Below are 17,807 nucleotides of genomic sequence, written 5' to 3' on the forward strand. Positions count from 1 at the left end.
GTTTAAAATCCAGCACTTTAACGGTAAAGTGGGGAAACGTTGGCCGCGCCATTCATGACGCCGCCTCAACGCTGGACGCTCCCGCCTGGTGGTGTCGCTTGTGTTTCTCAGTGAAAATCAGATCGGTTCCGCCGCCATCCTCAAGCGCGGCGAATGAGTGCAGACTGCCGCTGGGGCAGCACCGTTGTGCGTCGACATGGACCCTTTACTCGCGGCACCCTGTCCTATCCGCGACTTACACGTAGGGAGCACTCGTCTCACCGTGCTGATTCTGCTTTGCGCACTGGTAATCGCCTCGATCAGTGCGCCTATCCTCATTCACTATCTGGGTAGACCCGCGTTCGGTTTGCTCGCCCTAGTCCCCGGCGCCGGCTTCGTGTGGGTACTCAGCCTCTTTGCTAACGGGACGTTTAGAAACGGCGGTTCCGTCGACGTCACCGTCGAATGGATGCCCGCCGCGCACCTAGCCTTCGACTTACGCTTGGACTCCCTAGCCGGGCTGTTCAGCCTGATCGTGCTGGGCGTGGGGGCGCTGGTCCTGGTCTACTGCTGGGGTTATTTCGACCAAACGCCGCGCCGCCTCTCGATGTTCGGCGCGCAGATGGTCGCCTTCGCCACCGCCATGTTCGGCCTGGTGGCCTCCGACTCCATGCTGCTGATGTACGTCTTCTGGGAGATCACCTCCCTGCTGTCGTTCCTGCTGGTCTCCTACTACGGCGAGCGCGCTTCCTCCCGCCGCGCCGCCCAGCAGGCACTCATGGTCACCGTGCTGGGCGGGCTGGCCATGCTGGTCGGCATCATCCTCTTCGGCCGGCAGACCGGCATCTGGCACTTCTCGGAGATCTCCGGGTTCGAGCAGATCGAGCTGACCCCGTACATCACCGCCGCCATCGTGCTGATGCTCTTCGGCGCGCTGACCAAGTCCGCCATCGCCCCGGCGCACTTCTGGCTGCCGGGGGCTATGGCCGCGCCGACGCCGGTGTCGGCCTACCTGCACTCCGCGGCCATGGTCAAGGCCGGCATCTACCTGGTCGCCCGCCTAGCCCCGGACCTGCAGGTGGTAGACACCTGGCACCTGGTCATCATCCCGCTGGGCGTTATCACCATGCTGCTGGGCGGCTGGATGGCGCTCAAGCAGAAAGACCTCAAGCTCATCCTGGCCTACGGCACGGTCTCCCAGCTGGGCTTTATCACCGCCGTGGTGGCCATCGGCTCCCGGGAGGCCATGCTGGCTGGCCTGGCGCTGACCTTCGCCCACTCGCTGTTTAAGGCCCCGCTGTTCATGGTGGTCGGCGCCATCGACCACACTGCCGGCACGCGCGACATCAACGAGCTGTCCGGCCTGGGCCGCCGCCACCCGGTGGTCTACGGCCTGGCGATTGTCTCCGCGCTGTCCATGGCCGGCATCCCGCCGCTTTTGGGGTTCGTGACCAAGGAGGCGGTCATCGAGTCCGTCATGCACGAGCAGCTGCTGGTCGGCATGCCGCGCAACATGCTGCTGGTCGGCGTGGTCTTAGGCTCCATCCTGACCATGGCCTACGCGCTGCGTTTTCTGTGGGGAGCCTTCGCCACCAAGCCGGCCAGCCACCCGACCGGCGGCGGCATCTCCGAGGCGGTGGAGAACATGCACGCCATCGGGCCGATGCTCTGGTTCCCGCCGGCCGCGCTGACCGCCTGCACGGTGGCCTTCGGTATCTTCCCGCGCCCGCTGTCGGATCTCATCAACCAGCACCTGGACAACGTCTACGGCGCGGACCCGGAGGCGACCTACCTGGCGCTGTGGCACGGCTTCAACGTGCCACTGGCCATCTCCGCGCTGATTATCGTCTGCGGTGTTGCCATGCACTGGCAGCGCGGCGTGGTCGCCAAGGCCCAGCTGGAGCACCCGGCCCTGGGCTCGGCCGACGTGGCTTACGATGCCACCATTGACGGCATCCGCAACCTGTCGCTGCGCACCACCGCCTTTACCCACCGCGGCTCGCTGCAGATGAACCTGACCATCATCTTCGCCTGCCTCATGCTGCTGCCGGCGGCCGCGATCGTCTCCGGCGGCCTCAACGACGTGCGCATGGTCGTGGCGGCAAGCCCCTGGCAGGCCATCGCCGCCATCATCATGATCGTCGCGGCCATCGCGGCGACCGTCACGCACAACCGCCTGTCGGCCGTGCTGATCGTGGGCGTGTCCGGCTACGGGCTCTCCGCCGTATTCGCCCTGCAGGGCGCGCCGGACCTGGGCCTGACCCAGCTGCTGGTCGAGACCCTCATCGTGGTGCTGTTCATGCTGGTGCTACGCAAGATGCCGGCCAACGTAGAGTGGCGCCAAGGCCCCCAGCTCAACCGGCTGCGGGCCTGGCTGTCGGTGGGCGTGGGTCTGACCGTGACCATCGTGGGCATGTTCGCCATCAACTCCCGCACCGCGGATCCCATCTCGGAGCCCATGCCGGAGCTGGCCAAGGAGATCGGCCACGGCGCGAACGCCGTCAACGTCCTCCTGGTCGACATGCGCGCCTGGGACACCATGGGCGAAATCACCGTGTTGGTCATCGCCGCCATCGGCGTGGCTTCCCTGATTTTCCGCACCCAGTCCTTCGAGCGCGACTCCCGCCGCCCGACGCTGCGGGTGACCGGCCGCCGCTGGCTGGCCGCGGAGGTCGAGACGGAGCAGGCACTGAACCGCTCGCTCATGATCGATGTCTCCACCCGCATCCTCTTCCCGCTGATGATGGCGCTGAGCTTCTACTTCTTCTTCGCCGGGCACAACGCCCCGGGCGGCGGCTTCGCCGGCGGCCTGGTGGCCGCGCTGGCGCTCACGCTGCGCTACCTGGCCGGCGGCCGCGAGGAACTGGAGGAGGCCCTCCCAGTCGATCCGGGCCGACTCATGGCCACGGGCCTGTTCGCCTCCCTAGCCGCGGCCATCGTGCCGATGTTCTTCGGCCGCCCGCCGCTGGCCTCGGCCTACGGCTCGCTGGACATCCCGCTCATCGGCAGCGTGTCCTTCCCCTCGGCACTGGTCTTCGACGTGGGCGTCTACCTGATCGTCATCGGGCTTATCCTGTTCATCCTCTTCTCCCTGGGCGGCAAGCTCGACGAGGAGGAAGAGGTCCGTAAGCAGCGCGCCCGCGACCGGGCCCGCTCGCTGGCCCGCCGCCAGCGCCAGCGCGAAAACGCGAAAAACAAGAAGGCCGCGGCGGCCCGCAGCCAACCGGCCAAGGCGGCGGCCCACCACCAGTCCACCGCCAACGACATCACCAACCGATCCACCGGAAAGGAGAAATAAATGGAAGCGAACCTGTTCTTGCTGCTCGCCACAGGCGTGCTGATCTCCGCCGGCGTCTACCTCTTGCTCGACCGCGCCATGACCAAGATGATGCTGGGCCTGCTGCTCATCGGCAACGGCGCCAACCTGCTCATCCTGCAGGCCGGTGGTTCGGCCGGCTCCCCGCCGGTGATGGGCCGGGAATCGGCCCAATACGGCGAGAAGATCGCCGACCCGCTGGCGCAGGCGATGATCCTGACCGCCATCGTGATTTCCATGGCCATGACGGCTTTCATCCTCACCCTGGCCTACCGCCAGTACCGCTACCGCACCGCCGACGTCATTGAGGACGACGCGGAAGATGCCGCAATCGCCAAGATCGCGGCCCGCCCGGGCAACGCGAAGGCCGCACCGGACCACGACGCCTCCGACGACCCGACCACCGGCCGGGCCACCAAGCACGGCGACCAGTTCGGTCCGAAGTTCTTCGAGGAGCCCGTGAAGGGGGCCAAGGATGAGTGAGACTTTCCAGTCCATCGTTGACTGGGCCCTGCCGAACATGGGCTACATCATTCCGCTGCCCATCCTGATCCCGGCCTTGGCCGCCGCGGCCGCGATGATGTTCGCCAAGAAGCCGGGCGTGCAGCGCCAGATCGCGTTCTTCTCGCTGCTGGTGACGGCCGCGGTGAACGCGGTGCTCATCATCGTCGCCGACGCGGAGGGCATCCAGACCGTCCAGATCGGCGGCTGGGACGCGCCCGTCGGCATCACGCTGGCCGCGGACCGACTGGCCTCGGTGATGCTGTTTACCTCCTCCATCGTGCTCTTTAGCGTGATGTGGTACGCCATCTCCCAGGGCGTGCGCGACGGCTCCAAGGACGAGCCGGTGGCGGTCTTCCTGCCGACCTATATGTTGCTGACCATGGGCGTGAACGTCTCCTTCCTGGCCGGCGACCTGTTCAACCTCTACGTCGGCTTCGAGATCTTCCTGGTGGCCTCCTACGTGCTGCTCACCCTGGGCGCCTCGCCCGGCCGCGTGCGCGCCGGCGTGGGCTACGTGATGGTCTCCATGGCCTCGTCGATGATCTTCCTCTTCGGCATCGGCATGGTTTATGCCTCCGTGGGCACGGTCAACCTGGCCCAGATCGGCATGCGCATGGAAGACATCCCGGCCGGCACGCAGACCGCCATCTACGGCGTGCTGCTCATCGCCTTCGCGATCAAGGCCGCCATCGTCCCGCTGGACGCCTGGCTGCCGGACTCCTACCCCACCGCCCCGTCGCTGGTGACCGCGGTCTTCGCGGGCCTTCTGACCAAGGTCGGCGTCTACGCGATTATCCGCATGCGCACCACGGTCTTTACCGACGGCCGCCTGGACACGCTGCTGATGTGGGTCGCCCTGGCCACCATGGTGCTGGGCATTTTGGGCGCTATCGCCCAAAGCGATATCAAGCGTTTGCTGTCCTTTACCCTGGTCAGCCACATCGGCTACATGATCTTCGGCGTGGCCCTCGGCACGGCCCAGGGCCTGTCCGGCGCGATCTTCTACGCGGTCCACCACATTCTGGTGCAGACCTCCCTGTTCCTGGTGGTCGGCCTCATCGAGCGCCAGGCGGGCACGTCGTCGCTGCGCCGCCTGGGCTCGCTGATCTACTCCGCCCCGCTGATTGCGATCTTGTATTTCATCCCGGCGGTCAACCTGGGCGGCATCCCGCCTTTCTCCGGCTTCATGGGCAAGATCCTGCTGCTGCAGGCCGGCGCGAACGAGGGCTCCTGGCTGTCCTGGGTGCTCATCGCCGGCGCCGTGATCACCTCCCTGCTGACCCTGTACGTGATGATGCTGGTCTGGTCCAAGGGCTTCCTGCGCGACCGCGCCGATGCCCCGGAGGGCAACGTGGCCATGGCCCGTCCGTCCCCGCTGGGCGATATCACGGATGAGGTCGCCTACTCCGACCGCGAGGACGTCGGCAAGCTGCCGCTGGGCATGGTCGGCTCCACCGCGCTGCTGGTGGCCGCCTCCACGGCGATCACCTTCCTGGCCGGCCCGATCTCCGGGATCACCTCGCGGGCGGCCGAGTCGGCGCAGGATACCTCGATTTACCAGTACACGGTGCTGGGCGACAACGCGGACAACCCGACCCGGCACCTAGACCAGCGCGAGCGCTACCACGGCGGCCAGGACTCCCTGGAGTCGCGCACGCACCCGCTGCCCGAGCCGGAGCCGGGCATTGCCACCAGCCCGAACGACATCGACGAGTCGGAGGAGGAAGAGTAAATGACTCATCCCATTAAACCCACCTTTTCCCGCCGGCTCAGCTACCGCTTCCGCCCGGGCTTCCTGCTGGCCATCACCATCATGTGGGTGTTGCTCATGGGCGAGGTCTCCTTTGCCAATATCGTGGCCGGCATTGGCGTCGGGCTCATCATCATGGTGATTTTCCCGCTGCCGGCGATGCCCATCAACGGCCTGTCGGTGTCCTGGGGCCGGCTCATCAAATACGCCTTCACCTGGACCGGGGAGCTATTCCAGGCCTCGCTGAAGGTCGGTTGGTTGGGCGTGCGCCCCCAGCCGAAGCCGCGCAGCGCCATCTTGAACGTCCCCATGCGCGTGGAGAGCGAATTCGTTCTATCCTTTGCGGTGATGCTCTACAACCTGCAGCCAGGTGGCACGATTACGGATATCGACATCGCCAACCGCATGCTGACCGCCCACGTGCTGGACGCGGACTCGGAGGACGACATCGCCCGCGAGATCGCCGACATCCGCAAGCTGGAGGCGCACATGATCGATATCTTTGAAAGGAAGGTGCGCTAGATGGACCCGACAATCTACAACATCGTCTTGGCGGGCGCCGCCGTGCTGTTCATGGCCGCATTCCTGATGACCACCTGGCGGATCATCGTCGGCCCGAACTCCATGGACCGGCTGATCGGCATGGACGGGTTTGTCGCCATGTTCCAGTGCGCCATGGCGGTTTATATCTGCTGGACGCTGAATACCACCGTGGTCAACTCCATGCTGGTCGTGGCCCTGCTGGGCTTCATTTCCACGGTCTCGGTCACGCGCTTTAGGAAGAGGGATAACCAGTGACTTATTCGCTCATCGCCGATATTGTCTCGCTCATCCTCATCGTCTGCGGCGCGCTGCTGGTCTTCTCCGCCGCCGTGGGCGTGGTCCGCTACAAGGACACCATGTCCCGCGTCCACTTCGTGACCAAGCCCCAGACCGTGGGGCTCATCCTGACCATGCTGGGTGCCCTCATTAGGGTGACCGGCTCCGAGACCTTCGGGGTCGCGGAGCGAGGAGACCTCGGCATGCTCTTCCTGCTGGTACTCTTTGCAATGATGACCAGTCCCGTTACCGCGCAGCGCATGTCCCGTATTGCCCGGCGTGAGGGTCTGTACGGAAAGGAAGACGATATGACGCGCAACGACCGACCGGCAGGCAAATCCATGCGCCGGAAGTAGCAGGCACGCCACCGTGAAGAAAATCTACGGTCTGCCCACCGTCGGGCTGGTCTTTTTGGCCCTGACCTGGTGGGCATGGCACCAGATCGCCCCAGTGCGAGAGCAGTCCGCCTTCGTGTGGCGGATGCCCCTGGATTTGGCGATCTACCTCAAAGGCGGCGCGGAGGTCGCCCAGGGCCAGCCGCTCTACGACGGCCCCCTGATTTTCGACCTCCCCTTCACCTATCCCCCGTTCGCCGGCGTCGTTTTCGCCGGCCTCGATCCCTTAAGCGACAACGCGACCATGGCGCTGTGGCACGGCGCGACCTTCCTGGCGCTTTTTGCCGTCGTCGCCCTGGCCCTGCGGGAGCGCGGCCTACGGCTGGGGGTGCTCGGGATCCTCGTCTTCTTGGTATTCACCCTGACCACGGTCAACCTGGAGCCCATTCACGGCACGGCCTACTACGGCCAGATCAACGTCTTTTTGATGTTTTTGGTCGCGCTCGATTTCCTGCCGCGGAAGTTCCGCCTGGCCGGCATCGGCACGGGCCTGGCCGCCGGGCTGAAGCTCACCCCGGCGTATATGGGCCTGATTTTTGTCATTCAGCGGCGCTGGTGGCACGCGGTGATCTGCGTGCTGACCTTCCTGACCACCGTGGTGGTGGGCCTGGCGGTCGTGGGCGACGGCATGCGCTTTTGGACGGAGTCGATGTTCGAGTCCTCGCGCGTGGGCGCGCATACCAACCCGGGCGCGCAGGCGCTGCGCTCGGTGCTCGAGCGCGCCTTCGGCGTGGCCGGCGGGCCGGTCTGGCTGGGCGTTATCGTGGCCGTTTTCGCGCTGACCTGCGCCGCGGTCTTCCTGGCCAGCCGCAGCGGGAACAACACGCTGGCGCTGGCCTTTACGGGCTTGAGCTCCTGCCTGGTCTCCCCGTTTAGCTGGTACCACCACTTCGTCTGGGTGGTGCCGCTGGGCATCGGCTTTTTCGCCTGGATCAACCAGACCCTGGGCCGCAAGTGGCGCGGCACCGTCCTGCGCGAGCAGGTAGTCGGGCTGGTCTCCGTCGCCGGCCTCTGCCTGATCCTCGCGCCATTCGTGGGGCAGCGCAGCTTCCCCTGGTTTGCCTACCGCACTCTGGACGGGCTCGAGGCCACCTGGCCGGCGCTGGTGTTTTCCTGCTCGCCCATCGTCTTCATGCTGGTCTATGTCATCTACCGGCTCATCCCGCGCACCCCGGTCGACGAGGGCCCGGACACCCAGGACCTGCCCGTGGTCACGGGCCGGCACCGCGCGGCCTAGCGCACCGGGCGCTTGTTCTCCATCTCCTGGCAGGCCAGGTCGACCGCGCCGACCCAGCTGCCGGTGGATTCGAAGATGGCGCGCTGGCGCTCGTAGCCGGCGCCGCCGTCGATGATCTCGCGGATAAGCAGCAGCTCCTCCTCACAGCCCAGCTCGCGGCTTAGGTCGGCCAGCTCCTCCATGAGATCGGCCAGCTCGTCCTTGACCCAGCGCTCGTCCGTCTCCCGCGAGGTGATGACCAGCGCGTCCATGCCGTAGCGCGCCCCGCGCCACTTGTTCTCGGCCACGTGCCACGGCTGCAGGGTGGGCAGCGCCTCCCCGGCCTCCAGCATGCGGTCGTAGTGGACCACCAGACAGTGGGTGAGCGCGACGATGGCGGAAAGTTCGCGCAGGTTGCTCGTGGCGTCGGAGACGCGCACCTCGACCGTGCCCCACTTGGAGGCCGGCCGGATGTCGAAGTGCATGGAGCCGGTGTGGTTGATGACCCCGGAGATCGCCTGATCCCGCATGTAGTCCTGCCACTGGGACCAGCTGGTGAACTGATACGGCATGCCGGCGGTGGGCAGCTGCTGGTAGAGCATGGTCCGGTTGGAGGCGTAGCCGGTGTCAATCCCCTCCCAGCCCGGGGAGGAAGCGGAGATGGCCAACAGGTGCGGGTACTTGGTCATCAGCGCGTTGATAATCGGCCAGACCTTGTCCTCGTGGCTGATCCCGACGTGGACGTGGGTGCCCCACAGCAGCATCTGCTGGCCCCAGTACTGGGCGCGGTTGATGATTTCGCTGTAGGCCTGCTTTTCCGAGACCGGGTTTTCGCGGAAGTCGGAAAACGGGTGCCCGCCCGAGGACCACAGCTTGACCCCCATCTCGTCCGCCACGGCGCGGACCTTGTCCAGGGTGCCGCCCAGATCCGCCATGGCCTCCGGCACGGTGTGGGTAATGCCCGTGACCAGCTCGACGGTGTTTTGCAGGAATTCCTTTTCCAGGCGGACGTCCGGGTGCGCGGCGCGGACCCGGTCAATGAGCTCGGCGCCGCGCGGGACGAAATCCCGCTTTTCTGGATCCACCAGCGCGATCTCCCACTCCACCCCCAGGGTGGGTTCGGCGGAGCGCGCGAATTTTTCTTCCGGGATCTTCACGCGTCAATCGTATCTATTCAGCGTTAGAATCCGTTAGCTGCCGCGCCTTTTAATTCTTTATTTATCCGTGGCTAGGCGTCGGTGAGCACCACGGTCAGGCCGCGGCCTTCCGTGGCCTTGTCCGGCAGGCTGTCAATGTTTTCGCGCGCGATGCCGCCCAGCTCCGAGGCGATCTTGCGGGCCTCGGCCTCCGCGGCCGCGTCGCCCTTGGGGAAGAAGACGGTGGTCTCCGGCAGGACTTCCTCCGGGAAGTTGCCGACCTCGCCCAGCTCGTAGCCCTTGCCCTCCAGGTCGCGGGAGACGCGATCGGCCAGGCCCTGGGTCATGGAGTTGTTCAGCACGCTGACCTTCTTCGGGGCCGGCTGCTCGGCCGGGGCGGGGGCGGCCTGCTCCGGCTGGCCCGCCGCCGGGGCGGCTTCCTCCCGGTTGCTGTCCTCGGCGGGCGCCGGGGCCTCGGTGCTGTGCTCGGCGTCGGCGTCCTTCTCCTGGCTGGGCGCGGCCGCGGAGGTGGTCGGGCCCTCCGCGCCGCCGGCGGGGGCGGAGGAGGTGGCGGCGGCCGGGGTGGATTCTTCGTCCCCGCCGCCCTGGGTCAGGGCGTAGAGGGCCCACAGGCCCAGCACGACGGCGACGGCGATGAGCACCATCGCGAAACCGCGCAGGGGCAGGCTGGTCGAGGTGGTGTCGTTCTTCTCCTGATTCACATTAGTCACAGAACTAACTTTAAACCCCAGGAGTTTCATTTTGTTGCGCGGCGCGCCGGATTTCTTCGCGTTGGCTGCGCACCCGCCGCAGCCGGCCCACCAGCACCGGCGCGTATTCCTGCGCCGCCGGCAGGTCCAACAGCGCGTTGAGGCGTTGGTGGTAGCGCACCGGCGTCAGGTCCAGCTGGGCGCGGATGGCCTCTTCCTTGCGCCCGACGGCGCGCGGGGCGTGCGCCTCGAAGTCCAGAATGGCCACGTCCTGCTCGGATAGGCCAGACAGGTCGGGTAGGTCAGATTCCGCGGACATGCTTAAACTGTAGAACATGAGTATTCGCCCCATCGTGATCCACGGCGACCCCGTGCTGCATCACCCCACCGAACAAGTCACGGAAGACATCTCCAGCCCGGAGTTCCAGCAGCTGATTAGCGATATGCACGAGACCATGGACGCCGCCCACGGCGTCGGGCTGGCCGCCAACCAGATCGGCATCAACAAGCGCCTGTTCGTCTACCACTGCCCGGACACCGACGGCCCGGACGGCACGGAGAAGGAAGACGGCGGGATGCGCCGCGGCTGCGTCATCAACCCGGTGCTGGAGACCTCCGAGATTCCCGTGACCATGCCGGCGGACGACGGCTCCGACGACGAGGGCTGCCTGTCCGTGCCGGGCGAGTCCTTCCCCACCGGGCGCGCCGACTGGGCGCGGGTGACCGGCCAGGACGAAAACGGCAAGGACATCACTGTCGAGGGCTACGGTTTCTTCGCCCGCTGCCTGCAGCACGAGGTCGGCCACCTGGACGGCTACGTCTACACCGACACCCTCATCGGCCGCTACAAGCGCGCCGCCAAGAAGGCCATCAAGCGCGAGGGCTGGAACGTCGCCGGGCTGACCTGGACCCCGGGCGTGGACGAGGATCCCTTCGGACACACGGACGGTGAGGACTAGGCCGTGGGCTTCGCGTTTCGCTCCGACGCGGTGGAGGTAGGCGACCGGGTCGTGGCCCGGCGCGAATACGCCGGCGGGGTCAAAAGCGACGTCATCGGGCACGTGCAAAGCCTCGACCCGCTGGTCATCCGCCCGCAGCAGGTGGGCGGCTACCCCTCCGACAAGGAGGCGGTGGAAATCGCGCCGGAGGAGCTGAAGATCATCAAGAAGCTCTCCCCGCGCACCATCCGCAACTCGGATATCCGCCACGTCGAGGAGGCTATCGCCGACGCCTACCCGGACCCGCACGAGCAGTGGTCGGCGGACGGGCAGTGGCTAATGCGCGCCTCCGGCTCGGTGCCGCTGGGTCCCTCGGCCGGGTTCACGCCCCTGCCGGCCACCGAGATCCTCGATAACGCCGGCCCGCGCCTGCTGCTGCCGGAGCGCATCGGCAAAAACGGCCTGCCACACTCCCGCCCCGTGGGCCCGGAGCAGGTCTGCTACGTCGGGGAACTGCCCGACGAGACCAGCGCCGAAAGCACCGACACCGCGCCCGCCGCCCTGGGCACGGCCGGCGACGACACGGTGTGGGTGGTCGTGCCCACCGCCCCGGCCAGCGCGGCCGAGCTGCGCGAGAAGCTGCGCTGGGGACGGGCCCAGGGCGCGACCCGTGCGGTGGTGGTCCTGGAGGTCTCGGACGCCGCCGCCCGCGCGATTGCGTCCGAGTGCGGCCTGGATGAGCACCATCGGCGGCGGTTCGCTACCCTGTAAATCATGCGCATAGCCACCTGGAACATCAACTCCGTCCGCACGCGGGCCGAGCGCGCGCTGGCCCTGCTGGACGCCCACGACATCGACGTGTTGTGCCTGCAAGAGACCAAGGTGGCCGATGACAAGTTCCCGACCCAGGTTTTCGAGGACGCCGGCTACCACGTGGCCCGGCACGGCCTGAACCAATGGAACGGCGTGGCCATTATCAGCAAGCAGGCCCCGGAGGAGACCTACGAGGGCTTCCCCGGCCAGCCCGGCTTCGCCAAAGACCCTGACAAGGAGCAGGCCCTGGAAGCCCGCGCGCTGGGAGTGGTCATCCGCGGCGTGGAGATCTGGAGCCTGTATTTCCCCAACGGCCGCGAGATCACCGATCGCCACTACGACTACAAGCTGCAGTTCTACTACGCGCTGGCGCGCCACGTGGAGCAGCGCTCCCACCGCAAGCTGCTGCTGACCGGGGACTTCAACGTCGCCCCGCGCGACGAGGACGTCTGGGACCTGTCCGTTTTCCGCGGCAAGACCCACGTGACCGAACCGGAGCGCGCCGCCTTCCAAATGCTGCTGGAGGCCGGCACGCAGGAGGTCACCCGCCAGTTCACCCGCGAGGAGCGCTGGACCTACTTCGACTACAAGGGCATGCGCTTCCAGAAGGGCGAGGGCATGCGCATCGACTTCCAGCTGGCCTCGCAGCCGCTGGCCGAGCGGGTCCAGTCCGCCGCGGTCGACATGGCCGAGCGCGCGGAGAAGGGCACCTCCGACCACGTGCTGCTGATGGCCGACTACGACCTTCCGGACTTCGACGCGGTGCGCTAATGAGCCTCAGTATTGATCTGACCTTCTGGCAGGCCTTCTTCATGGTGCTGGACTACGCCATCAAGGCCGTCGCCATCGGCATCGTCCCGGAGGGCCGCCGCCCGTCCAGCTCCAATGCCTGGCTGCTGGCCATCCTGTTGCTGCCCTTCGTGGGCCTGCCGCTGTTCCTGTTGATGGGCTCGCCGTATATCAACCGGCGCCGCCACCGCATCCAGCAGGAGGCGAACGAGATGATCGACGACATCACCGCCGCCACCCCGGATCACCCGGAGGACCGCCTGCCCTCGGAGGTCGAGTCCCTCATCCACCTCAACCGGGAGCTGACCGGTTTCCCCTGCGTGGTCGGCCACAACCAGGGCCTGCACGCGGACTACGACGAGTGCATCCGGGCGATTGCCCGCGCTATCGATGCCGCCGAGGAATACGTCTACGTCGAAATCTACATCCAGTCCTGGGACGAGGCCACCGACGTCTTCTACCAGTCCCTGGCCCGCGCCCGGAAGCGCGGGGTGGAGGTCAAGCTACTGCTCGACCAGATCGGCAGCATCAAGTACCCCGGTTACTTCAGCTTCGGTAAGAAGCTCAGCGCCATCGACGTCGACTGGCGCCTCATGCTGCCCATCCAGCTGCACAAATTCCGCTTCCGCCGCCCCGATCTGCGCAACCACCGCAAGATCGTGGTCATCGACGGCCACACCGGCTTCCTCGGCTCGCTGAACATGATCAAGCGCCAGTACAAGACCGACGACCGCGCCTGGATTGACTACATGGTCGAGCTCACCGGCCCGGTGGTCACCTCCCTGGCCGCCGTCTTCGCCGTGGACTGGTACCTGGAATCCAACGAGACCCTGGGGCTCAAAGAACTGCCCTACGACGACGCCTGGGACGCCGACGCCAACTTCTTGCAGCTCATCCCCTCCGGCCCGGGCTATACCACGGAGCCGAACCTGCGCATGTTCAACTCCGTGGTGCACCACGCCAAGGAACGCCTGGTGATGGTCTCGCCCTATTTCGTCCCGGACGAGTCCCTCATGGAGGCCGTCACCACCGCCTGCTACCGCGGTGTACGGGTGGAGCTCTACGTCTCCGCCAAGGCCGACCAGTTCATGGTCAACCACGCCCAGTCCTCCTACTACCAGACCCTGCTAGAAGCCGGCGTCCACATCTACCAGTTCCTCGAGCCCTACGTCCTGCACTCCAAGTTCACCCTCGCCGATCCGGACGAGCCGGCCAATACCTCCACCTACCCGCTGGCCATGTTCGGTTCCTCCAACATGGACATGCGGTCTTTCGGCCTGAACTACGAGTCCACCATGCTGGTAGCCCGCGGCGACCTCATCGACCAGCTCAACCAGCTAGCCGCCAACTACCGCGGCGTCTCCCACGAGCTGACCCTCGAGGAATGGAACACCCGCGGCTTCTTCCGCCGCTACGTGGACAACGTCATGCGGCTGACCTCGGCGCTGCAGTAGCCGCCCGTGCGTGACACATCAACATTGCTAGAGTGGGGAGCAGAAAGTTCAATCACCGATCGCTTTTTAAGGAGCATCATGTCCAAGTCTTCCAAGCCGACCCTCGGCCACCGTCTCGCCTCCGTCGCCCTGCGCGCTCTCCCGGGCGCTTTCATCCTCAACTCCGGCATTGGCAAGCTGGGCCTGCGCGGGGAAAACGCTGCAGGCCTGCGTGACTTCGCCGCCACCGGCGTCCCGGCTCTGGGCGATATGGATCCGGATACCTTCGGCAAGTTCATCTCCTACTCGGAGATTGGCGTCGGCGGCGCCCTGCTGGCCCCGTTCATCCCGAACCGCCTGGCGGGCCTGGCCCTGACCGGCTTCTCCGCCGGCCTGCTGACCCTGTACTTCAACAACGACAACATGACCCAGGACGACGGCATCAGCCCGTCCGAGGACGGCACCGCCATCGCCAAGGACAGCTGGATCCTGTCCATCGGCCTGGCCCTTATCGCCCTGGGCAAGGGCAAGAAGTAAAACTACTCACCCACATGCCAACGCGTGGCGGCAAAGGCGGCGGCCACCGCCACGCCCGCGCAGACGCACATGCCCAGTGACATCGTCAGCAGACGATCACTGCCCAGCCCCATCAGCGGGCTGACCAACCCGCCCAGCAGCGACTGGACCCCGCCCATCACGGCCGAGACCGAACCGGCCTTATCCCGGCGCAGGCCCGTGGCCAGGGCCGCGGAATTGCCCATGATGAACCCGGTGGGCGCGACGCAGAAAAACAACGCGACCAGCACCACCCCGCCGCCGGCCCCGAAGGCGATGGTGGCCAGGAGCACCGCGTTCGCGCACACGCTTAAAATCACCCCGGCGCGCAGCATCACCTTCGGTCCGTGGCTATCCACCAGCCGCATATTCACCAGGTTCGCGGCCAGCAGGCCCAGCGAATTCACCGCGAAAACCAACGAGTAGCCGGCCGGGCTAAAGCCCAGCACGTCCTGGATGACAAAGGGCGAGGCGGAGATATAGCAGAACATCGCGCTAAAGCCGAAGGACATCGAGCCCAGGTAGCCCAGGATCGCCGGGTGGGACAGCACCGTGGCGTAATTGCCCAGCACCTGGCCCAGCAGGCGGCCCTGCCGGTTCCGGCCGCCGGTTTCCGGCACGACCAGCCACGCCAGGAGCAGCTGCACCACGTGCAGGCCCACCAGCACCCAGTAGATGCCGCGCCAGCCGATGGGCTCGGCCAGCAGGCCGCCGATGATGGGGGCGAGCGCCGGCGCGATGGCCTGGATGGCCATGAGCAAAGAAAAAGCCCGGGCCGCGGCCTTGCCGACCAAAAGGTCCGGCACCACCGCGCGGGAGAGCACCACGCAGGCCCCGCCGCCCAGGCCGTGCAGGAAGCGGGCCGCGATCAGCACCCCTATGTTGGGGGCCAGCGCCGCTAGCACCGATGCGGCCACCGCCCCCACCGCGCCGAGCAGGAGCAGGGTCTTGCGCCCGAGGGCATCGGAAAGCGGGCCGATAAACAGCTGGCCCGCCGCCAGGCCGACGAAGAACGCGGTCAGCGTGAGCTGGACCCACGCATCCGCCACCCCGAACTCCGCCGCGATGGCGGGCATGACCGGCAGGTACACGTCCGTGGCGAAGGCGGCCGTGGCCGACAGCAGCGCCAGGGACAGAAGAAGTGAATAGGGCACGGTTTCCTAGACTAAACCGTGCGGGCTTTAGGCGTCGCGCTTTTGCAGCAGCAAAACGCCCAGCAGCCACAGGCCACCGGCCCACAGCAGGAAGATAACCAGGTTCATCCAGTTGGCGTCCCACATCGCCTTTTCCGGCACGGTCTCAAAGATCCAGTTCTGCAAGGCCGTAAACGGCATGAACGGGGCGATGTGCTCACCAATCTTCGGCAGTCGCCCGATGAGCTGGTCGATGCCCAGGTTCAGGATCAAGCAGATGGCCACGGTGCCGGCGGTCTGCCGCAGCAACAGGCCCATGCCCTGGGAAAACAGCACCATCGCCGCCATCACCAGCGGGTAGACCCAAAGGAAGCGCCGGGCGCTCTCACTGTTCCACGGGTCATAATCCGGGGCGACCTCGCCGGCAATGGCCTGGGTGAGCAGGTAGACGCCCACCAGCGCGATGAATACCAAAAGAGCGGAAATTACCGCGTACATGACCAGCTTGACCACCGCCACCATCGGGCGGTTCGGGTTGGCCATGTAGACGTTCGTCTGGATGTTGTAGCGGTATTCGGTGGTGATGATCATGATGGACTGGATCATCAGCACCGGCAGGCCCAGCATCCAGACGGCGGTGGCCGAGGACTCCGGAGTCAGGAACATGGCGGTCTCCGGCGTCTGCCGGGCAACAGATGCGTTCAGGGCGCTCCAGCCCCAGGTCAGCAGGAAGAACACGGCGCTGGTGAGCCAGAACGACCGCGTGGTAATCAGCTTGGTCCACTCTGCGCGCAAAGTATTAACGAGCATCGTCAGCCCCCTCAATCTGGCCGTGGTATTGGACCGCGTGGCCGGTCATTTCCATGAAAGCGTCCTCCAGCGAGGCGCGGTGCAGCGTGAGCTCGTTCAGCGGCACGCCCACCGAGTACGCCAGCTGCCCGATAAGGTCCGTGGCCTGCTCTGGGATAACCAGCGTGGGCCGGCCCTCCTGGTCCTGGCTGTACTGGTAGGTGATGTTCTCCTCCTCCAGCGCGTTGGTGAACGCGTCCAGGTACTCGGAGCGGACGATGACCTGCGAGGCGGCGTGCTCCTTGATGAAGTCGTAGGTGGACTGGTTAGCCACCAGCTGGCCGCGGCCGATGACCACCAGGCGGTCGGCGGTCATGGACATCTCCGACAACAGGTGCGAGGAGACCAGGATGGTGCGGCCTTCCCGGGCCAGGGCCTGGAGCAGGTCGCGCACCCAGCGGATGCCCTCCGGGTCCAGGCCGTTGACCGGCTCGTCCAGGATCAGCACGCCCGGGTTGCCCAGCAGGGCGCTGGCCAGGCCCAGGCGCTGCCCCATGCCCAGCGAGAAGCCGCCGGCCTTCTTGCCAGCCACGTCGGACAGGCCCACCAGGCCCAGCACCTCGTCCACACGACGGGTGGGGATGCCGTTGGACTGCGCCATCCACTTCAGGTGGTTGGCCGCCGAGCGGTTCGGGTGCACGGCCTTCGCGTCCAGCAGCGCGCCAACCTCCCGCAGCGGGTTCTTCATCTCCCGGTAGCTTTTGCCGCCGATGCGAGCCGTGCCCGCCGTCGGCTTATCCAAGCCCAGGATCATGCGCATGGTGGTGGATTTGCCCGCACCGTTGGGTCCCAAGAAGCCGGTCACCATTCCGGGGTTGACCGTAAAACTTAAGTTATCGACGGCGCGGACCGACTTATACTGCTTAGTCAGCCCGTTCACTTCAATCATGCCCACTAGCGTGCCACAATTCGGGCGGTTTTACCTGCCCAAGGCACGCGCCGCCCGGCACAAATCCGCGTAAGCGGAGCGGAAGGCGGACAGCAGCGGCAGCTGCTCGACCTCGCCGAGCGGCACCCAGCGCAGCTCCAGCGACTCCTCGTTGGGCACGGTGTCCAGCGGGTTTCCGGTCTTGGTCCGGGCCAGCACCGAGGTATAGGTCCAGCCGCCGGGCAGGTCCGGGCGCGCGGGGTTGGCCGGGTAGGGGCCGGCGGTAACAATCTCATCAATAATTTCTATGTCCGCCGGGTCGATGATGCATTCCTCGACCGCCTCGCGCACCGCCGCCTGGCTGGCGGTTTCGTGCAAGTCCCGCGCGCCGCCGGGAATCCCCCAGGTGCCGCCCTGGTGGGTCCACTGCGCGCGGTGCTGGAGCAGGACCCGCGGGCCCTCGGCCAGCAGGAAGAGGCCGGCCGCGCCGTAGAGTCCCCAGGCGGGTTTGCCGCCCGGGCCCGCTGCCCAGCCGTCGCCGCTTTCGGGTTTGCCTGCCACATTCATCACCCTCCATGCTATAACTTTTGGCAAAACCCCGCGG

General features: G+C 66.3%; 19 protein-coding genes. 12 read left to right on the forward strand and 7 right to left on the reverse strand.

Translation table 11 applies throughout. From position 1 onward, the window contains the following. Positions 1-262: 262 nt before the first annotated feature. From VVR85_RS05280 to VVR85_RS05310, 7 genes are read left to right on the forward strand one after another with little or no spacing between them, the layout of a single operon-like run. A complete protein-coding gene (locus VVR85_RS05280) occupies positions 263-3,277 on the forward strand; it encodes a Na+/H+ antiporter subunit A (RefSeq protein WP_368519900.1) in 3,015 nt (1,004 codons plus the stop codon). After that, positions 3,278-3,778 carry a Na(+)/H(+) antiporter subunit C gene (locus tag VVR85_RS05285; protein ID WP_368519901.1) on the forward strand — a complete coding sequence of 167 codons (501 nt, stop codon included), beginning with the start codon at positions 3,278-3,280 and terminating at the stop codon, positions 3,776-3,778. It abuts the gene before it with no gap. Further along, positions 3,771-5,531, forward strand: coding sequence for a Na+/H+ antiporter subunit D (locus VVR85_RS05290; protein WP_368519902.1), 1,761 nt, complete (start codon positions 3,771-3,773; stop codon positions 5,529-5,531). The genes VVR85_RS05285 and VVR85_RS05290 overlap by 8 nt, the downstream gene beginning before the upstream one ends. Further along, complete coding sequence (locus VVR85_RS05295) at positions 5,532-6,071, forward strand: Na+/H+ antiporter subunit E (protein WP_368519903.1); 540 nt, start codon at positions 5,532-5,534, stop codon at positions 6,069-6,071. It begins immediately after the preceding gene. After that, a complete protein-coding gene (locus VVR85_RS05300) occupies positions 6,072-6,347 on the forward strand; it encodes a monovalent cation/H+ antiporter complex subunit F (RefSeq protein ID WP_070768689.1) in 276 nt (91 codons plus the stop codon). It begins immediately after the preceding gene. Continuing rightward, positions 6,344-6,724 carry a monovalent cation/H(+) antiporter subunit G gene (locus VVR85_RS05305; RefSeq protein ID WP_290223367.1) on the forward strand — a complete coding sequence of 127 codons (381 nt, stop codon included), beginning with the start codon at positions 6,344-6,346 and terminating at the stop codon, positions 6,722-6,724. Before VVR85_RS05300 ends, VVR85_RS05305 begins: the two co-directional genes overlap by 4 nt. Before the next feature lie 13 nt (positions 6,725-6,737). Continuing rightward, entirely contained in the window at positions 6,738-8,000 is a 1,263-nt protein-coding gene (locus VVR85_RS05310) for a glycosyltransferase 87 family protein (protein ID WP_368519904.1), read from the forward strand. Here the strand turns inward: VVR85_RS05310 and VVR85_RS05315 are convergent. From VVR85_RS05315 to VVR85_RS05325, 3 genes are all read right to left on the reverse strand, one after another. After that, entirely contained in the window at positions 7,997-9,136 is a 1,140-nt protein-coding gene (locus VVR85_RS05315) for a glutamate--cysteine ligase (RefSeq protein ID WP_368519905.1), read from the reverse strand. The two genes, VVR85_RS05310 and VVR85_RS05315, sit on opposite strands and share 4 nt — an antisense overlap. Before the next feature lie 71 nt (positions 9,137-9,207). Beyond that, on the reverse strand, positions 9,208-9,846 hold the full coding sequence (locus VVR85_RS05320; protein ID WP_368519906.1) for a LytR C-terminal domain-containing protein: 639 nt from the start codon (positions 9,844-9,846) through the stop codon (positions 9,208-9,210). Between the two features lie 10 nt (positions 9,847-9,856). Next, on the reverse strand, positions 9,857-10,162 hold the full coding sequence (locus VVR85_RS05325) for a DUF3263 domain-containing protein (RefSeq protein WP_368519907.1): 306 nt from the start codon (positions 10,160-10,162) through the stop codon (positions 9,857-9,859). Here VVR85_RS05325 and VVR85_RS05330 point away from each other — a divergent pair. The 5 genes from VVR85_RS05330 to VVR85_RS05350 all read left to right on the forward strand — a co-directional run bounded on the left by VVR85_RS05330 (position 10,161) and on the right by VVR85_RS05350 (position 14,335). Next, positions 10,161-10,784: a peptide deformylase gene (locus tag VVR85_RS05330; protein WP_368519908.1), complete on the forward strand. Its 624-nt coding sequence runs from the start codon at positions 10,161-10,163 to the stop codon at positions 10,782-10,784. The two genes, VVR85_RS05325 and VVR85_RS05330, sit on opposite strands and share 2 nt — an antisense overlap. Positions 10,785-10,787: 3 nt before the next feature. Continuing rightward, the gene (locus VVR85_RS05335; RefSeq protein WP_368519909.1) at positions 10,788-11,534 is read left to right on the forward strand and encodes a GNAT family N-acetyltransferase; all 747 of its coding nucleotides are present in this window, start codon (positions 10,788-10,790) and stop codon (positions 11,532-11,534) included. Positions 11,535-11,537: 3 nt separating this feature from the next. After that, a complete protein-coding gene (locus VVR85_RS05340) occupies positions 11,538-12,347 on the forward strand; it encodes an exodeoxyribonuclease III (protein WP_368519910.1) in 810 nt (269 codons plus the stop codon). Further along, a complete protein-coding gene (locus VVR85_RS05345) occupies positions 12,347-13,819 on the forward strand; it encodes a phospholipase D-like domain-containing protein (RefSeq protein WP_368519911.1) in 1,473 nt (490 codons plus the stop codon). The genes VVR85_RS05340 and VVR85_RS05345 overlap by 1 nt, the downstream gene beginning before the upstream one ends. 78 nt (positions 13,820-13,897) lie before the next feature. After that, positions 13,898-14,335 carry a hypothetical protein gene (locus VVR85_RS05350; RefSeq protein ID WP_368519912.1) on the forward strand — a complete coding sequence of 146 codons (438 nt, stop codon included), beginning with the start codon at positions 13,898-13,900 and terminating at the stop codon, positions 14,333-14,335. 2 nt (positions 14,336-14,337) lie between these two features. Here VVR85_RS05350 and VVR85_RS05355 read toward each other — a convergent pair whose 3' ends face one another. From VVR85_RS05355 to VVR85_RS05370, 4 genes are read right to left on the reverse strand one after another with little or no spacing between them, the layout of a single operon-like run. Then, on the reverse strand, positions 14,338-15,507 hold the full coding sequence (locus VVR85_RS05355; RefSeq protein ID WP_368519913.1) for a multidrug effflux MFS transporter: 1,170 nt from the start codon (positions 15,505-15,507) through the stop codon (positions 14,338-14,340). A gap of 27 nt (positions 15,508-15,534) precedes the next feature. Then, positions 15,535-16,296: an ABC transporter permease gene (locus VVR85_RS05360; RefSeq protein WP_368519914.1), complete on the reverse strand. Its 762-nt coding sequence runs from the start codon at positions 16,294-16,296 to the stop codon at positions 15,535-15,537. Then, complete coding sequence (locus VVR85_RS05365) at positions 16,286-17,224, reverse strand: ABC transporter ATP-binding protein (RefSeq protein ID WP_368519915.1); 939 nt, start codon at positions 17,222-17,224, stop codon at positions 16,286-16,288. The genes VVR85_RS05360 and VVR85_RS05365 overlap by 11 nt, the downstream gene beginning before the upstream one ends. A gap of 30 nt (positions 17,225-17,254) precedes the next feature. Then, a complete protein-coding gene (locus tag VVR85_RS05370; RefSeq protein ID WP_368519916.1) occupies positions 17,255-17,764 on the reverse strand; it encodes an NUDIX domain-containing protein in 510 nt (169 codons plus the stop codon). Positions 17,765-17,807 lie beyond the last annotated feature (43 nt).

The organism is Corynebacterium sp. LK2590 (assembly GCF_040946105.1).
GTDB lineage: Bacteria > Actinomycetota > Actinomycetes > Mycobacteriales > Mycobacteriaceae > Corynebacterium.

What these genes read in the sequence shown, in the direction of transcription:
- VVR85_RS05285 (WP_368519901.1), top strand. Translation starts at nt 3,278, where the DNA reads ATGGAAGCGAACCTGTTCTTGCTGCTCGCCACAGGCGTGCTGATCTCC.
- VVR85_RS05290 (WP_368519902.1), top strand. Translation starts at nt 3,771, where the DNA reads ATGAGTGAGACTTTCCAGTCCATCGTTGACTGGGCCCTGCCGAACATG.
- VVR85_RS05295 (WP_368519903.1), top strand. Translation starts at nt 5,532, where the DNA reads ATGACTCATCCCATTAAACCCACCTTTTCCCGCCGGCTCAGCTACCGC.
- VVR85_RS05300 (WP_070768689.1), top strand. Translation starts at nt 6,072, where the DNA reads ATGGACCCGACAATCTACAACATCGTCTTGGCGGGCGCCGCCGTGCTG.
- VVR85_RS05330 (WP_368519908.1), top strand. Translation starts at nt 10,161, where the DNA reads ATGAGTATTCGCCCCATCGTGATCCACGGCGACCCCGTGCTGCATCAC.
- VVR85_RS05325 (WP_368519907.1), bottom strand. Translation starts at nt 10,162, where the DNA reads ATGTTCTACAGTTTAAGCATGTCCGCGGAATCTGACCTACCCGACCTG.
- VVR85_RS05340 (WP_368519910.1), top strand. Translation starts at nt 11,538, where the DNA reads ATGCGCATAGCCACCTGGAACATCAACTCCGTCCGCACGCGGGCCGAG.
- VVR85_RS05345 (WP_368519911.1), top strand. Translation starts at nt 12,347, where the DNA reads ATGAGCCTCAGTATTGATCTGACCTTCTGGCAGGCCTTCTTCATGGTG.
- VVR85_RS05350 (WP_368519912.1), top strand. Translation starts at nt 13,898, where the DNA reads ATGTCCAAGTCTTCCAAGCCGACCCTCGGCCACCGTCTCGCCTCCGTC.
- VVR85_RS05360 (WP_368519914.1), bottom strand. Translation starts at nt 16,296, where the DNA reads ATGCTCGTTAATACTTTGCGCGCAGAGTGGACCAAGCTGATTACCACG.
- VVR85_RS05365 (WP_368519915.1), bottom strand. Translation starts at nt 17,224, where the DNA reads ATGATTGAAGTGAACGGGCTGACTAAGCAGTATAAGTCGGTCCGCGCC.